Consider the following 22,189-nt stretch of genomic DNA (forward strand, 5'->3'; position numbering starts at 1 on the left):
TGCTACACCCCAAAGAACAAATAGTTATTGCAATGACCCGCATCTATGAACGCGGGCTCACTACCCTCTCTGGCGGGAATATCTCGGTAATAGATGAAGCTGGCGACTTGTGGATTTCCCCTTCGGGCATCGACAAAGGCAACCTCACCCCCGATGATATTATGTGTGTGAAAAAGAATGGAGAGATAGTGGGTAAACACAAACCCTCATCAGAATACCCTTTCCACCGCGCAATTTATCAAATGCGACCCGACCTCAAAGCGCTTATCCACGCTCACCCCCCGCCTTAGTATCGTATAGCATTATTCGCCAAAAACCTGAGGCTAATCTCACCTTGCAAGCAAAAAGAACTTGTGGTGAGGTAGGTTATGCACCTTATGAGCTCCCTGGTAGTGAGGCATTGGGAGCTGTCAATGCCCAGCAGTTTAGCAACCCCAAAGTGAAAGCTATCATAATGGAAAACCACGGTACTGTACTTGGTGGCAGTGATATAGTAGATGCCTACGCGCGATTTGAAACCTTTGAATTTTGTGCGGCTATGGGGCTTTATAGTAGCTTGATAGGCAAAGCGCAACCCCTTACCGATGAGCAGATAGACGGTTATTATAACCAATTGCCTACTGCAATGCCTACTTATCTCGCGATGTCTTATACTTCTGTAGAAAAAGCTTTGCGCAGCAAGATTTGTAAGCTTATCTACCGCGGTTGCAACCACAACCTGATGTTCAGTAGTGCAGGCACAATTTCAGCGCGTACCGAGGGGAACGATTTTCTGATTACTCCTGCGCAAACCTCACGTTGGGAACTTACTCCTGCTCAATTGGTGCAGATAAAAAAAGGCAAAGTCGAAGCTGGCAAAACCCCCAGTGAGTACACTTGGTTACATCAAAAAATATACAACGAAAACCCCGATGTGAATGCTATCATTTGCTCACAACCGCCCTATTTAATGTCCTTTGGCATTACCGATGAGTATTTCAATGTGAGAACCATCCCCGAAAGCTGGATTTTCTTACAAGATGTACACAATGTACCTGTAAGTTCTTTATGGCAAGAAAATGAGGGGGAAGACATAAGAGCGTTTATCAAAAAAGGAAGTACTGCCGTAATAGTGCGCAATGCCACTGCTGTAGTAGTAGGTGCTTCACTAATGAAAGCCTTCGACTATTTGGAAGTAGCCGAATGCAGCGCGAAATCTATCGTACAAGGGATAAGTATGGGCAAAATGGTAGCCATCAACGATGCCCAAGTAGCAGAACTGCGCGAGTATTTTAAGGCTGTGATGAGAATCTGCTAAATAAATTAACAAATATATGCATTCTAAATTTAGCCAAAGTTTCTATTTGTCCGAGAGGTTCACCTTGCCTATTGTGCTACGCCCCTCTTGAAGGTAGCCAACGAGAGCTCGCAACTGGGTATGTGCACTAGGAGGAGGTTTGTCTCTTTTTCCAGCTAGTCCCCCTTCGGGGGTTCGGGGGCTTACCGAATAAATGACTCGCCACATTCCCCCTTTTGAAGATAGCCAGCAAGAGATTTTCATCACATTTCCTTCGTCATTCGCCTCTCGTCATTCGTCATTTCTTTCGCTTTCCCGTCACTACACTTCCCCTTTGAAGATAGCCAGCGACAGCTGGGTATGTGCACCGCGAGAGCGGAGTATGTGAATAGGGGAGGTTTCTCCCCTACTGCCTATTGCCTAAGACCTCATACTTCCCATTTACTAATTTTCTAATTTGCTAATTCTCTAATTATCTCTTCCCTTTTCCGTCATACTCCCCCCTAGTGCCTATTGCCTAAGGCCTATCACCTATTCCCTTTTCTTTCGCCTCGAAACCCCGTTTTTAACATTTTTACCCTTGTTGTATTATAATGTTAATCAACTATTTATACACCCTTTATATACCAATCTTCCAAGATTCGTATAAGCTTCCTATAAGCTCTCTATAAGCTACCTCCACCCTCCTTACACCCTTTTTCCGTCAAAAATCCTACTTCCCCTCTTTTGAATTTCTCCGTTTCCTTCCGCTCTCTCTAACCTATCCGATTTGTCCAACAAGTCTGACCTATCAAAAAACGATTTTTATCACTCTTATCCAAAAGTATAATTCCACTGTCGATATAGAATAGACAAATGTAAAATTAGCAGATTAGCAAATTATTATTATCTTTGCAAAAAAAAAAATAGAATATGAGAACTGTAAATTACAATAAAATGGTCAATTACAATGTGAGTATCCCTGAGGAAGACGTACCTATGTTTGAATCTCTTTTCAAGAAATATAATGTGATAGTAGAACCTACTATAGTAGCGGAACCTGTAGAGGAATATATTCCTAATAAAGAAACTATAAAAGCTATTGAGGAAGGAAGAACAGAACTCGCTAAATATAAAAAGGGACTCGTAAAAGGTTATACAAATGCTCAAGAATTGATTAACGATATCTTATCTGAAGAAGATGAATGACACAAAAGAAAATAAAGATTTGTATCGTATTGTCTATGCTACGACCTTTAAAAAGGAACTAAAAAAATATAAAAACCAACCTATTAAGCTATCAAAAATTATAGAAATAATTGATATTTTGATAGAAAAAGGTTCCGAAGGTATCCCAATGGATAAAAAACCTCATCTTTTAACAGGAAATTATAAAGGTTGTATGGAATGTCATATAGAACCTGACTTACTACTTATTTGGGAACAAGATGATACTGAAAAAACAATTATGTTAGATAGAATAGGTAGTCATTCAGAGCTTTTTTATAAAAATAAGAAATAATAAAATACTCCTCATAAACTTTTCATTTTTCACTCAAAAATATGGCAAAAGAAACCCCACTAATGAAGCAGTACAATCAGATAAAAAGCAAATATCCTGATGCTTTACTGCTGTTTAGGGTAGGCGATTTCTACGAAACCTTCGGTGAAGATGCCGTAAAAGCCGCTCATACCCTCGACATTGTACTTACCAACCGCAACAACGGTACCGAGCGCAGTGAATTGGCGGGTTTTCCTTACCATTCTATCAATACCTATCTCCCCAAACTCGTAAAAGCGGGCTACCGCGTCGCAATATGCGACCAGCTGGAAGACCCTAAACTCGTGAAAGGCATCGTAAAACGAGGTGTTACCGAACTCGTTACCCCAGGGGTTGCCCTCAACGACGATATATTGCAAAGCAAGAGCAACAACTTCTTAGCCTCGGTATGGTTGGGCAAACAAGGCTGCGGTGCAGCATTCCTCGATGTTTCTACCGGTGAGTTCTTGGTAGCACAAGGCGATAAAACCTATATCGATAAGCTCTTACAGAACTTCCGCCCTAGCGAACTACTCGTTGCTAAACACCAAAAAAAGGAATTTGCCGAGCATTTTGGCGACGACTTTCACTGTTTCTACTTGGAAGATTGGGTCTTTAAAGACGATTACGCCCAGCAGGTACTCACCAAACACTTTCAAACCAACTCTCTCAAAGGCTTTGGCGTAGACGAACTCACCGAAGCAATCCTTACCGCAGGGGCTATTCTCTATTACTTATCCGAAACCCAACACCATCAACTCCAACACATTACTGCCATTCAGCGCATCGCCGAAGAGGCTTATGTATGGCTCGACAAGTTTACCATTCGCAATTTGGAACTCTATGCGGGCAATACCACCCCCTCGGTGAGTTTGCTCGATGTGATTGATAAAACGCTATCGCCTATGGGTAGCCGTACCCTCAAACGCTGGTTGGCGTTACCGCTGAAGAAGTTAGACAAAATCCGTCAGCGTCACGAGGTGGTCGATTACTTTTTGAAACACATCGATGTATTAGAGCAGGTGAAAACAGCCCTCAGCCGTATGGGCGACATCGAACGACTGATTTCTAAAGTCGCTACCCTGAAAATCAATCCGCGGGAAGTAGTGCAATTGCGCGCTTCCTTGGAACATATCCCCCTGATAAAACAATTGTGTTTGGCTTCTGCCAATGAATCGCTTACCCTTTTGGGCGACAAGCTCCACAGTTGCGAACAGCTCAGCACCCGCATCGCCGAAACACTCAGTGAAGATGCCCCTGTGAACATCGCCAAAGGCAATGCTATCGCCAAAGGTTTTTCGGCTGAATTGGACGAACTACGCGGACTCTCGCATTCGGGCAAAAACTATTTAGACGATTTGCTCTTGCGCGAGAGCCAACGCACAGGTATTCCTTCTCTGAAAATAGATAACAACAACGTTTTTGGCTACTATATCGAAGTGCGCAACACTCATAAAGATAAAGTCCCGCCTGATTGGATACGCAAGCAAACCCTTGTGAATGCCGAGCGTTATATCACCGGAGAACTGAAAGAATACGAAGCCAAAATATTAGGTGCTGAAGAGAAAATCGCTCAGTTAGAGCAATCGCTATACGCCGAACTGATTGCTTTTATCAGTGAGTATATTGGTCAGGTACAAACGAACGCCACCCTTATCGGTCAGCTGGATTGCCTCTGTGGTTTTGCTACTTTGGCGATGGAAAACAACTATCACCGCCCGAGATGAACGAGGGCTATGCCATTGAGATTAAGGACGGTCGCCACCCTGTGATTGAAAAGCAATTGCCCGTTGGTACGCCCTACATTGCCAACGATGTATATTTAGACCGTGAACGCCAGCAAATCATAATGATTACCGGACCTAATATGTCGGGTAAATCGGCTATTTTGCGACAAACCGCTCTGATAGTACTCTTGGCACAGATAGGCAGTTTTGTACCTGCTGCTAGCGCTCAATTAGGTATTGTCGATAAGATATTCACCCGTGTAGGCGCAAGCGATAACATCTCTATGGGTGAATCTACTTTTATGGTCGAGATGAATGAGGCAGCCCTTATTTTGAACAATATCTCCGATAGAAGTTTGGTGCTCTTGGACGAAATCGGGCGTGGTACCAGCACCTACGATGGTATTTCCATAGCGTGGGCAATCGCCGAATATTTGCACGAGCACCCCAGCAAAGCCAAAACCCTTTTTGCTACCCACTATCACGAACTTAACGAGATGAGTGAGCAGTTCGAGCGCATCAAGAATTACAATGTATCGGTAAAAGAAACCAAAGACAGCGTGCTTTTCTTGCGCAAACTCACCGAGGGCGGTTCAGCGCACAGTTTTGGAATACACGTAGCGAAGATGGCCGGAATGCCTCAATATGTCATTCAGAAGGCGAATAAAATGCTTAAAAAGCTCGAGGAGAGTCATAATGTAGTCCCCACTGCCGAAGTGGTTAAAAACGCCCAAAAAGAAATGCAATTGAGCTTTTTTGATATGAACGATCCACTTTTAGAAGCCCTAAAAGAAGATTTACTCAGTCTCGACATCAACACCCTCACCCCCGTAGAGGCACTGATGAAGCTCAACGAAATGAGAAAACGAATTAGCTAATTAGCAAATATGAAAATTAGCAAATGAGTAGTGCTAGAAATTTTGTCAAAGTTTCTACTCGCCCGTCGTGCTACGACCTTTGCCAAAGTTAGAAACCTACCCCCTGACACCTAACACCTAAAAAACAATAATAAAAATGAAAAAAACAATTTACACACTTTGTGCAGGCGTATTTGCACTGCTTACAGTTATTGGTTGCTCTAAATCCGACGACAACGACAGCAAAAAGAACAAGGACAAAAATGATATCGAAGTTACAAACTTCAATATTCCTAAGGAAGCTAAAACTATTCTGCCCGACAAAACTCTTACCGAAATGGTTGCCAACGGAATGACCATTAACGAGGGGACTACTCCGCCTAATATCGAGGGTATCTATTTGCTCGATAACCTTAAATTCCTTTACACCAGCGACCCCGACGATCATTACTTTACCAAAGGCGATCCAGCTGCCGATTATAAATATAAGTTTTATGATCAACAAGGAGTAAAGGTAAAATCGAATTACAAAGTACTGAAATTTGGCGTATTTGACACAGCTACAGGCTCTGGTGCTATCATTTCAGGTAGCGGTAACAAGTTCACCGTTTTCCTAAACCACGCTGCTAATACAGAAGGTGTAAAGAATAGCGATGTAACTCTAATTTCAGGGGAACTCACATCTCAAGGTATCAAGAATTTGGTTTATGTGCTAACAGTTACTCAAAAAGAAGACAGTGAGAATAAAATAATGAAAGTAGGTACCTATCGCATTTTCACTCACTACGAAAGTATCGCTCAAAAACAAACAGTGTATTAAACCTGTTACTTATCACAATATTCCTTTCCTTCTCGCTATATCAATCGCTTCTATAAGGCTTTCGGCATTGAACTTTTCTCGTATATTTTGTCGGTGTCTATTCACTGTGTAAGTGCTGATGAAGAGCTTTTCAGCTATTTCTTTGCTAGAAAAACCTTGAGAGGCAAGTGTGAGTATTTCCTTCTCCCGTGGAGTAAGTGCAAAAGCGTCCTCTTCTATTTTTATAGGGATAATCTCCCCCGTTATACAGTGTTTCATTTGCACCCTTACCGGCAAATTTTCCGATTGGTCAGGGGCAATTTCTATAATGCCTAAGGCGAGGTAATTATCGTCAGTAACTTCCAAGAGCTGTACCTCATTAGTCACCCGCCCATAAGTACCATCGGTTGCCATTCCGCGATAGTCGTAAATGTATTTGTAGTGCACTTGTTCTTCTTTGGGTAAGGACGATAGAAACTCGTAAATCTTCTCATCTATGAGCTCTTTCATCTCCAAATCATCAGGGTGAATGCGTTGTTTTAGCGGATAATCTTGTATTTCGTTGCTGTCGTTTTGAGGAATATCGTCGTAACCAAAGAGTTTAAACTTATCGGAAATAAAATAGAAATGCTCGTTTTTATCTACTATAAAAACGGCATTATTTCCTATTTTTGCTAGCATTTCGGCATAAGGGATATACTTCTGTGCTAAGATTTCCATAAAAGCTGAGGTGCTCATCGTCAATTAAAAATGGTTATTTTTGCGTATTGCCACACTTGCGCAACCGCCGTAATTTTGCCCCAAAATTGAAACTACTTTTATAATATATTCAAAATAAAGAAGATACAGGAATTACAATAAGAGTAGGTAACGATTTAGTAATGGTTCTTATTTCATTTGATTATACCTATTTTCTCAGTAACTTCTGGGTGCAAAGGTACAACATCTTGACAATATAAACAAAAAATTTTACCTTTGCACCCGCAAACGTGCGCTGCTGCATAGGCTTCTGTAGAAGCCTATGCAGCAGCGCACGTTTGCGTGGAGCTAATTGTAAATCTCCTGCAAACCAGTTGTTAAAAAAATGAAGATTTTCTTAAGTTTGCGTATATCATTGTTTTTTCGTAATATAGCGCAATAAATTTAATATTTAATTTATGTTTCAACAAATTTTGAATCAGTTGGCTGTAAGAGAACGCCAAATCACGCTGGAAGGATCCGCCGTGGTTAAAGAATCCTTAGAAATGGTACAGTTCCTAAAAGACCTCTTAAAGGAGGCTAAGGAAGAGGTACAGCAACGAGGTTTTACGGACCAAGCAGAAGAGATACATTTCTTCCGCGAGGTACAACCTCAAATGGTTAGCAGACTCATTTTCTACAATGAGATCTACCAGATAGAAAGTAAAGCAACTTTGCTCTCTACTGAGGCAGCTAAAAAGTTTCTAAAACACAAAGAAGCCCAATGGTTTAAAGAGTCAGAGACTTTAGAAGCAACCGATTTCTTCAGTTACATTGCTTTAGGAAGAACCAATCGTGATGTAGAGTATTTTACTCGCAATTACGACTACCTTCCTCAAAGCAATGAGGGGTATTTGTTTTCTTTTGATGGAGCATTTTCTACTTGTCGTAGCTTTGAAGTTGCTAAGATAGGGGCTGCCAAGGAACTCTCCGATTATCTTTTTTTTTCGTACTCGTGAAGAAGAAGATATGCCTTTAGAAATTCTAAATCTCTTAGAATGGACAGGGCAAAAGACTGAACTCATAGAGCTAATCTATGGTTTGTATGCTACCAATCGCATTTCATCAGGAAAAGTTTCTATCAAGAAGCTAACTGCGGTATTTGAAAAGCTCTTCAAGGTAGAATTGGGAGATCTGTATCACACTTTTCATCGTATGAAAGGACGCTCAAAGAACCTTACACCTTTCCTCGATGCTTTAAAAGCGGCTTTACTAGATCATATAAACAACTCCGATCAAAAGTAGTTTTGCTAACTTCAAATAAAAACGTTTAAACATTGTTTAATCAGTTTTTTAGGGAAATAGACAGTTTCCCTTTTTTAGGGAGAAGGATTTATTCGAATATTATATTCATTATTTTTAATTATATTTATTATTTTCAATTTAACTCTTCTATATAAACTCCCTACACACTTTTACCTCCATTTCTAAAAAAAAGCCCATTATAGCCCATTGGCATTTTTTAGACATTTCTTCCTATAAAAGTAGTTTATACTCCAAAAATACGTTACAATTATTTTGTAATGCACTCATAACCAATATAATAAATAAAAATCACTTCAACTGCGTTAAAATGCACATTTCAATGGGTAGTACTTGGCAGTTTATGTTTGGTATTTGTCAGAACTTTGCCGCCGAGAATTTAACCCTATACGTAATGAATTTAATCACCATTGAAGAATCCGCTTGGAAAGCCCTTATGGAGCAACTCCAAAGCATTGAAAACCAACTCAAGCAAGAGCCTATTGAGTGGGATAGTTTGTGGCTCAACCAAAAAGAAATCTGTCAATATCTCCATCTAAGTGAAAAAACTCTATGGCGAATGCGCAAACGCAATGAAATCACCTACTCCAAAATCTATGGACAATATTTCTATACTTTGGGAAGCATTCGCAAACTCCTTATCAGTCAATCGGTAGAAAACACTGAAAGCTACCTGCAATCCCTCACTCAAAAAGCCAAAAGTTATGTTGAAAAAGCAAGATATTTTAAGTAGAACCGAAGGAGGACTACAGGTCTTTCAGCACTATCTACAAGGCAACTGGCGAGTAGGTAAAAACTTTAAAAACCCTTTCTATGACGATAAAAATGCTTCCTGCAATATCTATAAGGACAAACAAGGCATTTATAAAATGAAAGATTTTGGCAACGATACTTTCAGGGGTGACTGTTTTTTCTTGGTAGGTTACCTCTATCAATTGGACTGCCGAAATGCCTCTGATTTTATCGAAATCCTAAAAATTATCAATCGAGATTTACATCTGGGTTTAGAGGAATCCACCTCTATAATTACACAAAAACCTCAAATACCTCCCACCATCACCTTAGGAAGTACTACCTCAGAAACCAAAAAATCTATCTCTTACCAATTCACCCAAAAACCTTTTACCCAAGAAGAATTAGCCTATTGGCAAAAATATGGTATCACTCAAGACATCCTAAACAGGTACAATGTAATCTCTCTGCAAAGCTATTCAAGCACCAATAAAGACGGTAAACCTTACACTATTGCCTCCACTTATAATGAGTGGATGTTTGCTTACCTTTTTAAAAAGCATTTAAAGGTCTATCGTCCCTTTTCTAAACTGCGCTTTCTCTATGGAGGTACCCCCGGAAACTATTGCTTTGGTGAGTCTCAGCTACCACTACAAGGCGACATTCTTTTTATCACCGCAGGAGAAAAAGATGTAATGAGCTTAGCCAGTAGAGGCTTTTCGGCTATCTGTTTCAATAGCGAAACAGCCCACATTCCTTTACAAAAACTCCAAAAGCTAAAAATGCGATTCCGACATTTAGTCCTTTTGTTTGATAGCGACGAAACAGGTAAAAGAGCCTCCTTAGAGCAACAAGCCCAATTAGCACCTTTAGAAATATTTCGTTTGGTTTTACCTCTTTCAGGTACTAAAAGGGATAAAGATATATCCGATTATTTTGCGCAAGGTAAAACGGGTAGAGACCTATTGCAACTCTTTTATCAGACCCTTAGCAAACACTATGAAGAAAGCCTATCACTACTTAAAAACTGCGAAATTCAATGGGATAAACCTCCCCAAAAGCAAGAAACAATCATCTCCATTGGCAAAACTCCTGTAGGAGTACAGAGTAGTTTATTGGGTATTACAGGAGGCGAAGGTACAGGCAAAAGTCATTATGTAAGCGCCCTCATTGCAGGTTGTCTTAACAGTAAGAACCTATCTATTGACACATTGGGCACAACGCTACTGCCTTGCCCCAAAGATAAAGTGGTGCTATTTTTCGATACAGAACAGTCTCAAGACCAGCTCTATCAAAACATCAGCAAACTGCTTAAAAGAGCTAAACTAAGCTCTCTTCCTGATTTGCTACACGCCTTTTGCCTCACCCAACTCCCTCGCAGAGAGCGATTAAAGGTCATTCGTGAAGGCTTGGAGAGTTTTTACTACCAATGTGCAGGAGTGCATTTGGTGGTCATCGATGGTATAGCCGACCTTATTGGAGCTGTGAATAACGAGCAAGAAAGTGTGGAACTCATAGAAGAGCTTTACCTTTTGGCAGGTAACTACAAAACCTGTATTGTATGTGTGTTACACCTCACCCCCAGTGGGCTTAAACTCCGTGGTCATTTAGGCTCTGAACTACAACGCAAAGCAACGGCAGTGCTTTCCATCGAAAGGGAGAAAAACAGTCCTATCTCAGCGGTCAAACCGATGAAAATCCGCAATGGTAGCCTTAGCGATACCCCACAAATACTTTTTAGATGGAACAATGAACTGGGAATGCATAGCTATGTAGGCAATCAGAAAAACGAAGCCCAAAAACCCAACAAAGCCAGTACCTTAGCCTCGTTAGTTTCTCCTCTTTTTAAAGAGCGAACTTTGTGGACAGTTCAAGAGCTGAACATAGAAATTCAAAAAAGGACTGATGTAAAGGAACGTACCGCAAAAGGTTATATCCGCACCTTAAAGGAAATGGGCATTTTAGTCCCTCAAGAGGAAAATGACCAACTCTTAGGAATGGGCAGTGTGCTAAAAGAACTTTTGGAGGATAACAAGAACTCACAAGGATAAGAAGAACTTTTAGATGTTCTAAGATTAAGGTCTAACAATCGAAATATTAAACAAATATAAATATAAAAAATGGAAATTGACAGAATAGAATTTATAGCGTGGATGGAACGCATTATGGATCGTTTTGATTTGCTTAAAGAGCAAATAGACAAAGCTGAAAAACGCAAAAACAGCTTGGATGGCGAGGAACTCTTGGACAATCAAGACTTGATGCTCACTTTTAAAATCTCTGCACGTTCCCTGCAAAGGTATCGCTCCAATGGCAAACTGCCTTATTATACCATATCAGGCAAAATATACTACAAGCTCTCGGATGTACATCAATTTATCCGAAAACATTTTAGTGTGCCAGTAACAGCCTTAAAAGCCAAAAACGGAAATACTATGCCTAAAAAGGACAGCCTCTCTTAGACGTCTTACAAAGGGAGTAATTTTACCCCCAAATTAAAAAAGATGTTTAAATAATGGCAGAAAATCAACACGCCGATACGGCAAATTACGACAATCAAATCCCTGTGGATGAACAACTATCTGATATCCTACTGGTATTTGACAAAGAAGAAAAACAGCTTAAGGCTGTAAAAGGAATTGATGAGAAAGGAGAGTTAAAAACGGCTCCTGCTGACAGCAAATCCTTAGATGACTTTATGAAAGTAGACAAGCAAGGTAATATGCTGTCTAATTTCTTTAGCAACTTTATGCGTCAAGCCCAGAACCCTTCTCGTTTTTCTTTCTTTAAAATACCGATAGAAAAATCGGTAAATACGATAGAAAAACTCCAAAACCACCTGGCAAAACTCACTGAAAAGGGTAAGGAATACCTCAAGAAGTACGAAGTGTCTCCTCAAGAGTATGTTCAACAAGAGCAAAAAGCAGCTACTCTAAAACAAGAAGGAGAGACTGCCGTGGCTCAGACCCCTCCTGAAGCTTCTGCTCAAGCACAAGCACAAGATGCTCCCGCTCAGGCACAATCCCAAAGTACTCCTGCCCAAGAGGAACTCAAGTACAACCCTGATGCTATTGATTGGGAAACGTTACAAAACTTAGGGGTGAGTCGAGAATCTTTAGAGAAGAGGAACCTATTAGAGCCCCTCTTGAAAGGTTATAAAACCAATGAACTGGTACCTATTAGTTTCAATTTAGGCTCTACAGTAACCCGTTTTGATGCTCGTCTGTCCCTAAGAGAAGTTGATGGGAAAGTAGCAGTAGCCATTCACGGGATGCGCAAGGAACCACAATTGGATTATCCTTTCTTTGGTCACGAGTTTTCAAAAGAGGATAAAAAGAACCTGCTTACCACAGGAAATATGGGACGTACGGTTGAGCTTACCAATAGCAAAACTCAAGAGAAAATCTCTTCTATTATCAGTATTGATAGGCTCACCAATGAAATCATTGCCTTGCGCAGTGAACACATCAAAGTCCCCGATGAAATCAAAGGAGTCAAACTCTCTGAGGAGCAAAAACAAACGCTCAAAGAAGGCAAGCCTCTGTTTGTCGAGGGAATGACTTCTAAAAAAGGAGAGCCTTTTAACGCAACCGTACAGTTCAATGCTGACAAGCGTTATGTGGAATTTCTCTTTGAAGACAAAGCTCCTAAACTTACTAATCAAGAGAAACTCACTGAGGCTCCTACAGTCATACGAGGAGTAACTCTTACCGAAGAGCAACACAAGGAACTGAGCAAGGGTAATCCTATTTATTTAGAAGGTTTACAGAGCAAAGCCGGTAAAACCTATAGCGGTTATTTTACTTTTGACAAGGACAAAGGTAAGGTAGAGATGAGCTTTAACAATCCTCAAAAGGACATTACTGATAAAGTTTCTTCTACCAAACAAAAAGCTGAAACTTCTAAAGCCAAAGAAGAAAAACAACCTCAAAAGCAATCAGAAAAAACAGCTCAAAAAGAAACTGCTAAGAAGTCCAAGGGACGCAAAGTATAACTCTAATTTTTAACCTCAATACACGTAGAAAAATGAAAGTTATATTAGCAGAAAAGCCCAGTGTGGCAAGAGAAATTGCCACTATAGTGGGGGCAACCGAAAAACAAGATGGATATTTGTTAGGTAATGATTATGCAGTTACTTGGGCTCTGGGGCATTTGGTGCAATTAGCCCTCCCAGAGGCTTATGGTTGTGTAGGATTCCACAGAGAACACTTGCCTATCTTACCTCATCCCTTTGTGCTGGTACCCAAGCAAATCCCTGAAGATAAGAAAGGCTACAGGTCAGACCCTATGGCTTTAAAACAGCTTAAAATCATTGATAGCCTTTTTAAGAAGTGTAGTTCCATTATTGTCGCCACCGATGCAGGTCGTGAAGGAGAACTGATCTTCCGCTATATCTATGAATATTTGCACTGTCAAAAACCTTTTCAAAGGCTTTGGATTAGCTCCTTAACCGAAAAAGGTATCAAAACAGGACTTGCCAATCTGCAAGAAGGAAGTGCTTTTGATTTGTTGTATGCCTCTGCTCAAAAGCGTAGTGAGGCTGATTGGCTGGTGGGTATCAATGCTACCCAAGCTCTGAGTATAGCCGTAGGTGAAGGGATTTATTCCTTAGGAAGGGTGCAAACACCTACCTTAGCAATGGTTTGTAAAAGATTTTTAGAGCACACACATTTTCAAAAGAAACCTTTTTACCAATTGCGACTCAAGCACCAAAAAAGCTATACTGATTTTTTCAGTATCTCAGCTAAAATTGAGGATAAAAAGGAAGCTGAAGCCTTACAAAAACAATTAGAAAAGTCTCCAATGGCCGAGGTGATTTCCACTGAGAAAGAAGTGGTAAAAGAACAACCTCCTTTGCTCTATGATCTAACAGGCTTACAAAAAGAAGCTAATAAAAAATGGAACTTTTCAGCCGATGAGACTCTGCAAATTGCACAAAGTCTTTACGAGCAAAAATACATTACTTACCCACGTACTGGTAGCAAGTACATCTCAGAGGATGTATGGGAAGAAATCCCACAGCTGATACGTTTGTTACAAGAAAGTGAGGTATACGCCAACGAAGCTAAACTTGTGAAAATTGGAGCGCTGAATAAGAAGATGGTTAATGATTTGAAAGTAACAGACCATCACGGACTTCTTATTACCGAGCGCTTTCCTACCAACCTTACAGCAAAAGAAAACACTATTTACAAAATGATTGCCACCCGACTTTTGGAAGCGGTATCTGAACCCTGTGTAAAAGAAGTGCAAAAGACTCTACTGGAGGCTCTGCACACTGACTTCTTGGTAAAAGGTGTTCAAGTGTTACAAGCGGGTTGGCGCGCTATCGGTGGTTTTTACTCTGATGAAACTGCCAAAGACAGTGAAGAAGACAATGAAGGTGATAGCAATCAAGTGCTGCCTGAACTTGTACAAGGAGAAAGTATAAAGATTAAAGCCGTTGAAATCCTTTCTAAAACCACCCAACCTCCTGCTTTATATACCGAATCAGGACTGTTGGGGGCTATGGAAACAGCAGGAAAGACCTTAGAAGATAAGGCGCAACGTGAGTTATTACAAGGAGCAGGTATAGGTACTCCAGCCACACGTGCCGCTATTATTGAGACGCTTTTAAAGCGCAATTATATTGAGCGCAAACAAAAGTCTCTTATTCCTACCGATAAAGGAATGCAGGTATATGAGTGGGTAAAATCACTTACAATAGCTGATGTTGCCCTTACAGGCGAATGGGAAAGTCAATTGCAAAAGATAGAACAAGGAGAGCTCTCTCCCGATAGTTTTTCTTCGGATATGGAAGCCTATACCCATAGTCTTACTGATACGTTTTTAGCTATGGAAATACCCCAAAAAGAAAAACTCAAAATCACCTGTCCTAAATGCAGAAATGCTTCCTTATTACTGTTTGAAAAGGTAGCCAAATGCCCTGATGAGGACTGTGGTTATGTGCTTTTTAGAAATGTATGTGGCAAACCTCTTACTGATGAACTGCTCAAAACGCTCTTTGAAAAAGGAAGAACACCTCTGATAAAAGGAATGAAAAGCAAATCAAGCAGCACTTTCGATGCCTATATACGTCTGAAAGAAAATGGTGAAACCGCCTTTGAGTTTCCTGAGAAAACTTCCAAAAAGCGAAAATACTAACAAAGATTAGGTAAAAACTTTCAGTAAAGAAAGTCTGTGAGCTAACACAACGGATTATGTACCATATCCTAAGTGAAGTTTAGTCCTCCTGTTGATAACTTTTTGTTCTAATATATTTGCTCTTTAGAAATAATATAGTACTTTTGCAAATGTTTTGCAACGATATATATTTTCAATATGAAGGGACTAACCATACGAAAGTGGATACAATTATTGGAGGAAAAGGGTATTTACAGCTTTTCTATGCAGGAGCTAAAAGAGGTGTTTGCTCACCTTAAAGAAAAAACTATTCTCAATACTTTAGGGGGACTTAAAAAACAAGGAAAGCTCCTGCCTCTTTGGAATGGCATCTATAGCATCGTCCGTTTTGTGGACATTGGTAATGCTACTGATAACAAAGCTATCAGAGAAGAGGGAAAACCCTATTTCTACATTGAAACACTGATGCAACACCTAAAAAGGGAATACTATGTAGCCCTGCTCAGTGCAGTAGGAGTACATCTATCTCCCAAAGAGGCTTTACAGGCAAATGAAATTACAGTGATAACCTCCTTACCTCCGCTGAGGGATTCCTTTAGGGGACAAAGTAAGATTCGTTACCTTGTCAAAAAGGATATCAAAAAGTTAAGAGAAATAGGAGTAAAAAGAAAAACCTTACCTTTTTCTATAGAGGAAAGAACTTTGCGGGTAGCCTCTTTAGAGCTCACTGCGGTTGATTTGCTCCTCTATGAAAAAGAGATAGGAGGCATTCAAAAAGCAGTAGAGGTAATTCAAAGGATTAAAAAACATCTGAGTTGGCAAGAACTTCCTACAGAGGTAATCCTCTCTACACCTGTCTCTATTTTCCAGCGCTTGGGGTATGTTCTTTCTTTTATCAAGGAGGAAGAACTGGCCGAGAGGCTCAAAAAGAGAGTTCTTAGCACAGGAAAAAAATTTAGAAGAACCCTTTTAAAAACAGATGTTCCTGAAAAGGGAGGAGAGCCTTTTTGCCCTATTTGGAAAATCGTGGTAAATATATCTTTGCAGAACGACACTTTGTAAAAATTAAAATTTGTTGAACCCATTAAAAGTAATTTTAACAATGAAAGAAACACAAACCAAACCCCAGATCACTGACAGTACTTTAGGGTCATTGTCTTATTACGAGTTAAGACTCAAAGAGCTGTTACAAACGAGTTTTCCTAATCTTTTAGCTGACACTGTCTTTATCAAGGACAGAAGTGAGTATGCAGCCCAAGCCTACCAAGAGGCTTTTGAGGCGGGTATCAGTATTCCTGAATGTAATGAAATAGCCTCAGGAGTACTCTTCGATGGACTCTTCTTCTCTCCCTTTGATATGGTTTTTGAGGTCGTTTCTCAGGAGTTCGACACTCAATTAGCCGATGAAGATTTGCGCCCCTTTGCCCTAAAAATCTTCCCAGAACTGGTTCCTTACTTTAAAAAGTACGAGAATGAAATCGATGAGGATTTTCAGCACTCTACTGCCTATCAATCCCTCTATACAGAACTTACGGGTGCCATCGAACTATGGATAGAAGAAAATGGCATATCTTAAACGACTGAGCTTTAATCGTAATGCTCGTGCACTGGCATTGGCTTTCGATTTAGAGAAGCAAAAGCGCACGCTTCTAAGCCAAGAAGAGCGAGAACTCTTACAACACTATTCAGGCTTCGGGGGATTGAAGTTTATCCTCAATCCCCACCAGTCTGAAGCTGATTTAAAGTACTGGGCAAAAGCTGACCAAGTCTTTTGGCAAGATGTAAGGAGTCTGTATGCCCTTATTAGAGAACATTCCACTGATGAAAGGCAATACCAAAACTATGTACAAAGCCTTAGAAATTCTGTGCTAACGGCTTTTTATACCCCAATGCGTCTTACCTCGGCTATCGCTTCAGCAATAAAGGAAACAGGCGTACCTCTGCAAACAATGTTAGAACCCTCGGCAGGAGGAGGCAATTTTATCCGTGCTTTTAAAGAAGAGCATCCTTCTCTTGTGGTTACTGCTTTTGAAAAGGACTTGCTCACAGGCAAAGTGCTCTCTCATCTTTACCCTCAGGAGCAAGTACATATCGATGGCTTCGAACAAATCAGCCCACTGAAAAGGAACCAGTTTGATTTGGTAACCAGTAACATCCCTTTTTCCGATACCGCTGTCTTTGATTTGAGTTACTCTCGTAGTAGCGATCCTGCTAAGGTACAAGCCTCCCGTAGGGTGCATAACTACTTTTTCTTAAAGGGTTTGGATATGGTAAAGGAAGGAGGAATCCTTGCCTATATCACCTCCCAAGGGGTAGCCGATAGTCCTCAAAATGAGATTATTCGCCAAGCGATGCTCTCCAGTGCGCGTCTTGTCTCTGCCGTGCGCCTGCCTAACAACCTCTTTACCGATTACGCAGGTACCGAAGCAGGAAGCGATCTTATCATCCTTCAAAAAGACAGTCAAAGAGGCGCTTTAAACCCTATAGAAGAGCAGTTTTGCAATACAGCAAGGCTACCACAGGGAATGCTACAAAACGAGTATCTTTCACAAAGAGAAAACGTTATTTGTACGGATGCTCTTGCAGGCACCAACCTATACGGACAGCCTGCAATGGTCTATACCCATAGTGAAGGAGTAGAAGGCATTGCCAAGGAGGTAAAAGAAAGAATCCTAAGCGATTTTAAAGCGCATTATCTATCGCCTGAAACAGCACAACAAAGCCAAACAACACAAATTAAGCTACAAGAGGTTAATTCACAAAAAATTGAGGTAAAGGAAATTGAGGTAAAAAAGGTTGAACGGCAAGAATTTATTGAAATTGAAAGCAAAATCAACGAGCCTTCCTTTGTTATTTCCAATGCGAATCTCACCTCTAAAGAGTCAAAAGAAATTAAGAATCAAAAAGTTGAACCCAAAGTCGTTCAGCTAAGTCTCTTTGATTTTCTATCAGAGCAGGAAGCCACCGCTACTTTAGCAAGTCCTCCCAACATTTCAGCTAAAACAGTCCCTACTATACCCACAGGAGCTAAAAAGAAAACAAAGAAGAAAACGACTACCTCTCAATTAGGGAATGCTCAAAAGTTGGATTTGTTTTCTTTTACTTATCCTGTCAATCAAGGGAATGAAACAGAGGTGCTTTCAAAAGCTTCTCCTGCTTTGTATTACACATCTCCTGCGGTATCATTATTAAAAGAACCTGTACCTTTTGAGGGAGAATATTTGCCTCATTTCAGAGAAGATACTTTGGTAGTACAAGCCGATACGGTGGGCTTTTTGCAAGATCTCAATAAGAACAAAACAGCTGCTACCTTTGTGCCTCTTGCGCTTTCTTCTTTGGAAAGGCAAAAAGCCATTGCCTATATCGCTCTGCGAGATGCTTATTCCAACTTGTACCATAAAGAGGCTACCACCTATACCCCTTATCCTACGGAAAGAGAAAATCTTAACGCCCTTTACGATACTTTTGTCAAGAACTATGGTCGGCTAAATAGTGCTGATAATATCAAGCTAATAAAAACCGATGCCTCAGGCGCTGAAATCCCTTACTTAGAGCGTATCAAAAACGGTGTTTATCAAAAAGCAGATATCTTTCACAAGCCTGTGGTATTCTCTCTGAGGAAGAATGAAAACATTTCTGCTGAAGAGGCACTACTCACTTCCCTAAGTGAATTAGGCAGGGTGGATATTCCCTACATAACCGAGCTTTCTAACACCAACGAGGAAGAAGTCAAAGCGCAGTTACAGGGTAAACTCTTTTACAATCCTATAGAAGACGAATACCAAATTGCTCAAAAGTGGCAAGCGGGGGATGTCTTTACTAAAATCAAAGCCGTAGAAGCATATCAAAACACTCACCCTGAACATCCTAAGCAATCAGAAATTGAGCACGCTTTAGAGGGACTCAGGCAGGTAATTCCTACCCCTATTCCTTTTGAAGAGTTGGATTTTAACTTGGGCGAGCGTTGGATCTCCCCACAAATCTATAGTGATTTTGCCTCTTCGCTTTTCGATACCAAGGTAGGTGTGCAATACAGCACTCAAACCGATGAGTTTTCAGTGGAATGCCGACAAAAAAACTTACATATCTGGGAAAAATATGCTGTAAAAAGTGAGAGCAGAACCTACGATGGTATTGCCCTCTTCAAACACGCCTTAGTAAATACTACCCCTGATATTACCAAGAAAATCAAGATAGACGACAAGGAAGTCAAGGTGCGCGATATGGAGGCAATCCAACTGGCAAACAGCAAGATTGATGAAATACGTAATGCTTTTCCTCTGTGGCTCTTAGAGCAGAGTCAGGAGTTTAAAGACCGCTTGGCTGAGCAGTATAATCAGTCTTTTAACTGTTTTGTACGCCCGCAGTACGATGGTTCTTTTCAGTCCTTCCCTGGACTCGATAGAGAGAATTTAGGCATAGAGGATTTGTATGATAGTCAGAAAGATGCTATTTGGATGATAAAGCTCAACAATGGGGCGATTTGCGACCACGAGGTAGGAGCTGGTAAAACCCTTATTATGTGCTGTGCCGCTCAAGAGATGAAGCGTTTAGGATTAGCGCATAAACCGATGATTATAGGGCTTAAAGCCAATGTACACGAAATAGTCGAGACCTATCGCTGTGCCTATCCTTTTGCTAAAATCCTTTACCCTGGCAAGGAGGATTTTACCCCTCAAAAGCGTTTGCGTATCTTTGGAGACATCAAAAACAATGATTGGGATTGTGTGATTCTAACCCACGACCAGTTTAAGATGATACCGCAATCCCCCGAAGTGCAACAGAGCATTTTGCAAGAAGAACTCCAAGATATTGAAGAGAGTCTTTGGCAGTTGGAAAAACAAGGCAGTGAAGTCTCTCGTGCGATGATCAAAGGAATGTACAAGCGTAAAGAAAACCTAGAAGTAAAGCTCAAAACCTTAGAACACGACATTAATGAGCGCACCGATGATACAGTGGATTTTAAGATGATGGGCATTGACCATCTGCTAGTAGATGAAAGCCATAAGTTCAAAAACTTAATGTTCAATACAAGGCACGATAGAGTGGCAGGCTTGGGCAATTCCCAAGGCAGTCAAAAAGCCCTCAACCTGCTTTTTGCCTTGCGAACTATTCAAGAGCGTACTGGCAAGGATATGGGGGCTACTTTTCTATCGGGGACTACTATTTCCAATTCACTTACTGAGCTGTATTTGCTCTTTAAGTACCTGCGTCCTCAAGCCTTAGAAAAGCAACAAATTCACTGTTTCGATGCTTGGGCAGCGATCTATGCCCGCAAGACCACCGATTACGAATTTTCAGTGGCTAATAACATTGTGCAGAAAGAACGCTTCCGCTACTTTATCAAAGTACCCGAATTAGCACAGTTTTACGCTGAAATAACCGATTATAGAACCGCAAAGGATGTTGGGATAGACAGACCCGAAAAGAACGAAATTTTACACAATATACCTCCTACACCCGATCAAGAGGTATTCATTCAAAAACTAATGGAGTTTGCCAAAACGGGTAATGCAACCCTCTTGGGGCGTGCGCCACTATCCGAGTCCGAGGAAAAAGCCAAAATGCTTATCGCAACTGATTATGCTCGTAAAATGTCCTTAGATATGCGAATAATCTCCGATAAGTATGAAGATCATCCTGATAACAAAGCCTCTCATTGTGCGATGAAAATCAATGAATATTATCAAAAATACAAAGCGCAGAAAGGGACTCAGTTTGTCTTTTCTGATTTGGGTACTTACAAGCCTAATGAGTGGAATCCTTACACTGAAATCAAGCGGAAATTGGTAGAAGACTATGGTATTCCTGCTCACGAAATCCGTTTTATTCAAGAGGCTAAAAACGATAAAATGCGCAAACAACTCATCAGCGACACCAACGAGGGCAAGATACGGGTACTCTTTGGCTCTACCGATATGCTCGGCACAGGGGTCAATGCACAGAAAAAAGCCGTTGCTGTACACCACTTAGATACCCCTTGGCGACCCAGTGACCTGCAACAAAGGGACGGACGTGCCATTCGCAAGGGTAATGAAGTGGCTAAATACTTTGCCGATAACAAGGTGGATGTGATTATCTATGCCGTTGAAAAGTCTTTGGACTCATACAAGTTCAATCTACTATTTAACAAACAGCTCTTTATCGACCAGCTTAAAAACAACAAGTTGGGCAAACGAACCATTGATGAGGGAGCGATGGACGAAAAGTCGGGAATGAACTATTCTGAATATGTGGCTATTCTCTCAGGAAATACCGATTTGCTCGAAAAAGCGAAGTTGGAAAAGAAGATTGGGGCTTTAGAGAGTGAAAAGCAAACGTTCTTACGCTCTAAATATACCTCTAAAAACCGTTTAGATAACCTCTGTAACGATTTGAAAGCCCTACAAGATCGCTTGTATCGTTTTCAGACGGATTGGCAAAACTTTTCAGATAAAGCCGTACGCCGAGAAGATGGCTCGGTAGTCAATGCCTTGCGTTTGGATGGCTTAGACGAAAAGAGCAGTGTAAAGCAGTTAGCACAGAAGTTACAAGATTATGCCCAAAACGCCCGTACCAAAGGCGAATATCAAGAAATAGGAAGTATCTATGGTTTTCAGATATTAGTAAAGACTGAAGTCTCCAAAAAAGATGAACTTGACCTAAAAGAAAATCGTTTTTTTGTACAAGGGGAAGGAGGTATCAAGTACACCTATAACAACGGACGATTGGCAAGTGACCCTAACTTGGCAGTAATGAATTTTGTCAATGCCATTGAGAAAATCCCTGCAATGATGGAAAAGGAAGAAAAAGAGATAGCCCTTATCCAAAAGGACATTCCTCTTCTAAAGGAAATCATCGAAAAAGTATGGGGTAAAGAAACACAGCTCTCCGAACTTAAAACTGAGCTCTCAGCTCTCGATAGAAAAATACAACTTTCACTCTCCTCCAATACTCCACAAGAGGCTCAAGAAGAACAAGAAAAACAAGAGGTACAAGAGGCAGAAGAACTCAATAAAGAGCTATTACAAGAGAGTCAAAAAAGCGAAACTCAAGAAGTCCCAACTCCCACGAAGGAGTTTGTAAAAGAGACTCTTAACAAAAACTCTCGAGGGTTTAAAATGTAGTATTTATTCCTTAAAGAACCTGTATATCTCCATTTTGAAAATCAGTAGA

The 22,189-nt window shown here is 40.7% G+C and carries 15 protein-coding genes and 2 pseudogenes; 16 read left to right on the top strand and 1 reads right to left on the bottom strand.

The window, feature by feature from the left end:
* Positions 1 to 32 precede the first annotated feature (32 nt).
* From HW278_RS12505 to HW278_RS05710, 6 genes and pseudogenes are all read left to right on the top strand, one after another.
* Positions 33 to 481, top strand: a pseudogene (locus HW278_RS12505) (class II aldolase/adducin family protein); the annotation flags it as partial.
* A gap of 240 nt (positions 482 to 721) precedes the next feature.
* Positions 722 to 1,297, top strand: a complete 576-nt coding sequence (locus HW278_RS12510; protein WP_255493807.1) for a class II aldolase/adducin family protein — start codon at positions 722 to 724, stop codon at positions 1,295 to 1,297.
* An 891-nt stretch (positions 1,298 to 2,188) separates the two neighbouring features.
* Entirely contained in the window at positions 2,189 to 2,464 is a 276-nt protein-coding gene (locus tag HW278_RS05695) for a flagellar motor switch protein FliM (RefSeq protein WP_178977197.1), read from the top strand.
* Positions 2,457 to 2,777 (top strand): type II toxin-antitoxin system YafQ family toxin, encoded by a 321-nt coding sequence (locus HW278_RS05700; protein WP_002674418.1) that lies wholly within the window; start codon positions 2,457 to 2,459, stop codon positions 2,775 to 2,777. The genes HW278_RS05695 and HW278_RS05700 overlap by 8 nt, the downstream gene beginning before the upstream one ends.
* Before the next feature lie 41 nt (positions 2,778 to 2,818).
* Positions 2,819 to 5,400: pseudogene (gene mutS / locus HW278_RS05705) on the top strand (DNA mismatch repair protein MutS).
* Positions 5,401 to 5,536: 136 nt separating this feature from the next.
* Entirely contained in the window at positions 5,537 to 6,199 is a 663-nt protein-coding gene (locus tag HW278_RS05710) for a hypothetical protein (protein WP_178977198.1), read from the top strand.
* Between the two features lie 12 nt (positions 6,200 to 6,211).
* Here HW278_RS05710 and HW278_RS05715 read toward each other — a convergent pair whose 3' ends face one another.
* On the bottom strand, positions 6,212 to 6,916 hold the full coding sequence (locus tag HW278_RS05715; protein WP_178977199.1) for a helix-turn-helix transcriptional regulator: 705 nt from the start codon (positions 6,914 to 6,916) through the stop codon (positions 6,212 to 6,214).
* Positions 6,917 to 7,335: 419 nt separating this feature from the next.
* Here HW278_RS05715 and HW278_RS05720 point away from each other — a divergent pair, with 419 nt between their 5' ends.
* The 10 genes from HW278_RS05720 (at position 7,336) to HW278_RS05765 (ending at position 22,140) form a co-directional block, all read left to right on the top strand.
* Entirely contained in the window at positions 7,336 to 7,875 is a 540-nt protein-coding gene (locus HW278_RS05720; RefSeq protein WP_178977200.1) for an RteC domain-containing protein, read from the top strand.
* A 10-nt stretch (positions 7,876 to 7,885) separates the two neighbouring features.
* Positions 7,886 to 8,161 (top strand): RteC domain-containing protein, encoded by a 276-nt coding sequence (locus tag HW278_RS05725; RefSeq protein WP_016419155.1) that lies wholly within the window; start codon positions 7,886 to 7,888, stop codon positions 8,159 to 8,161.
* Positions 8,162 to 8,501: 340 nt separating this feature from the next.
* The gene (locus tag HW278_RS05730; protein ID WP_178977201.1) at positions 8,502 to 8,912 is read left to right on the top strand and encodes a helix-turn-helix domain-containing protein; all 411 of its coding nucleotides are present in this window, start codon (positions 8,502 to 8,504) and stop codon (positions 8,910 to 8,912) included.
* Positions 8,884 to 10,962: a bifunctional DNA primase/helicase gene (locus tag HW278_RS05735; RefSeq protein ID WP_178977202.1), complete on the top strand. Its 2,079-nt coding sequence runs from the start codon at positions 8,884 to 8,886 to the stop codon at positions 10,960 to 10,962. Before HW278_RS05730 ends, HW278_RS05735 begins: the two co-directional genes overlap by 29 nt.
* 69 nt (positions 10,963 to 11,031) lie before the next feature.
* A complete protein-coding gene (locus HW278_RS05740) occupies positions 11,032 to 11,373 on the top strand; it encodes a helix-turn-helix domain-containing protein (protein WP_178977203.1) in 342 nt (113 codons plus the stop codon).
* Positions 11,374 to 11,426: 53 nt separating this feature from the next.
* A complete protein-coding gene (locus HW278_RS05745) occupies positions 11,427 to 12,905 on the top strand; it encodes a DUF3945 domain-containing protein (RefSeq protein WP_178977204.1) in 1,479 nt (492 codons plus the stop codon).
* Between the two features lie 32 nt (positions 12,906 to 12,937).
* Entirely contained in the window at positions 12,938 to 15,055 is a 2,118-nt protein-coding gene (locus HW278_RS05750) for a type IA DNA topoisomerase (protein ID WP_178977205.1), read from the top strand.
* 177 nt (positions 15,056 to 15,232) lie between these two features.
* Positions 15,233 to 16,096 carry a type IV toxin-antitoxin system AbiEi family antitoxin gene (locus HW278_RS05755; RefSeq protein WP_178977206.1) on the top strand — a complete coding sequence of 288 codons (864 nt, stop codon included), beginning with the start codon at positions 15,233 to 15,235 and terminating at the stop codon, positions 16,094 to 16,096.
* A gap of 40 nt (positions 16,097 to 16,136) precedes the next feature.
* Positions 16,137 to 16,610 (top strand): DUF1896 family protein, encoded by a 474-nt coding sequence (locus tag HW278_RS05760; RefSeq protein ID WP_178977207.1) that lies wholly within the window; start codon positions 16,137 to 16,139, stop codon positions 16,608 to 16,610.
* Positions 16,597 to 22,140, top strand: coding sequence for a helicase-related protein (locus HW278_RS05765; RefSeq protein WP_178977208.1), 5,544 nt, complete (start codon positions 16,597 to 16,599; stop codon positions 22,138 to 22,140). The genes HW278_RS05760 and HW278_RS05765 overlap by 14 nt, the downstream gene beginning before the upstream one ends.
* The last annotated feature ends 49 nt before the right edge of the window (positions 22,141 to 22,189 follow it).

Origin of the sequence: Capnocytophaga sp. oral taxon 902, from assembly GCF_013394735.1 — a bacterium.
GTDB classification, from domain to species: Bacteria; Bacteroidota; Bacteroidia; order Flavobacteriales; family Flavobacteriaceae; genus Capnocytophaga; species Capnocytophaga ochracea.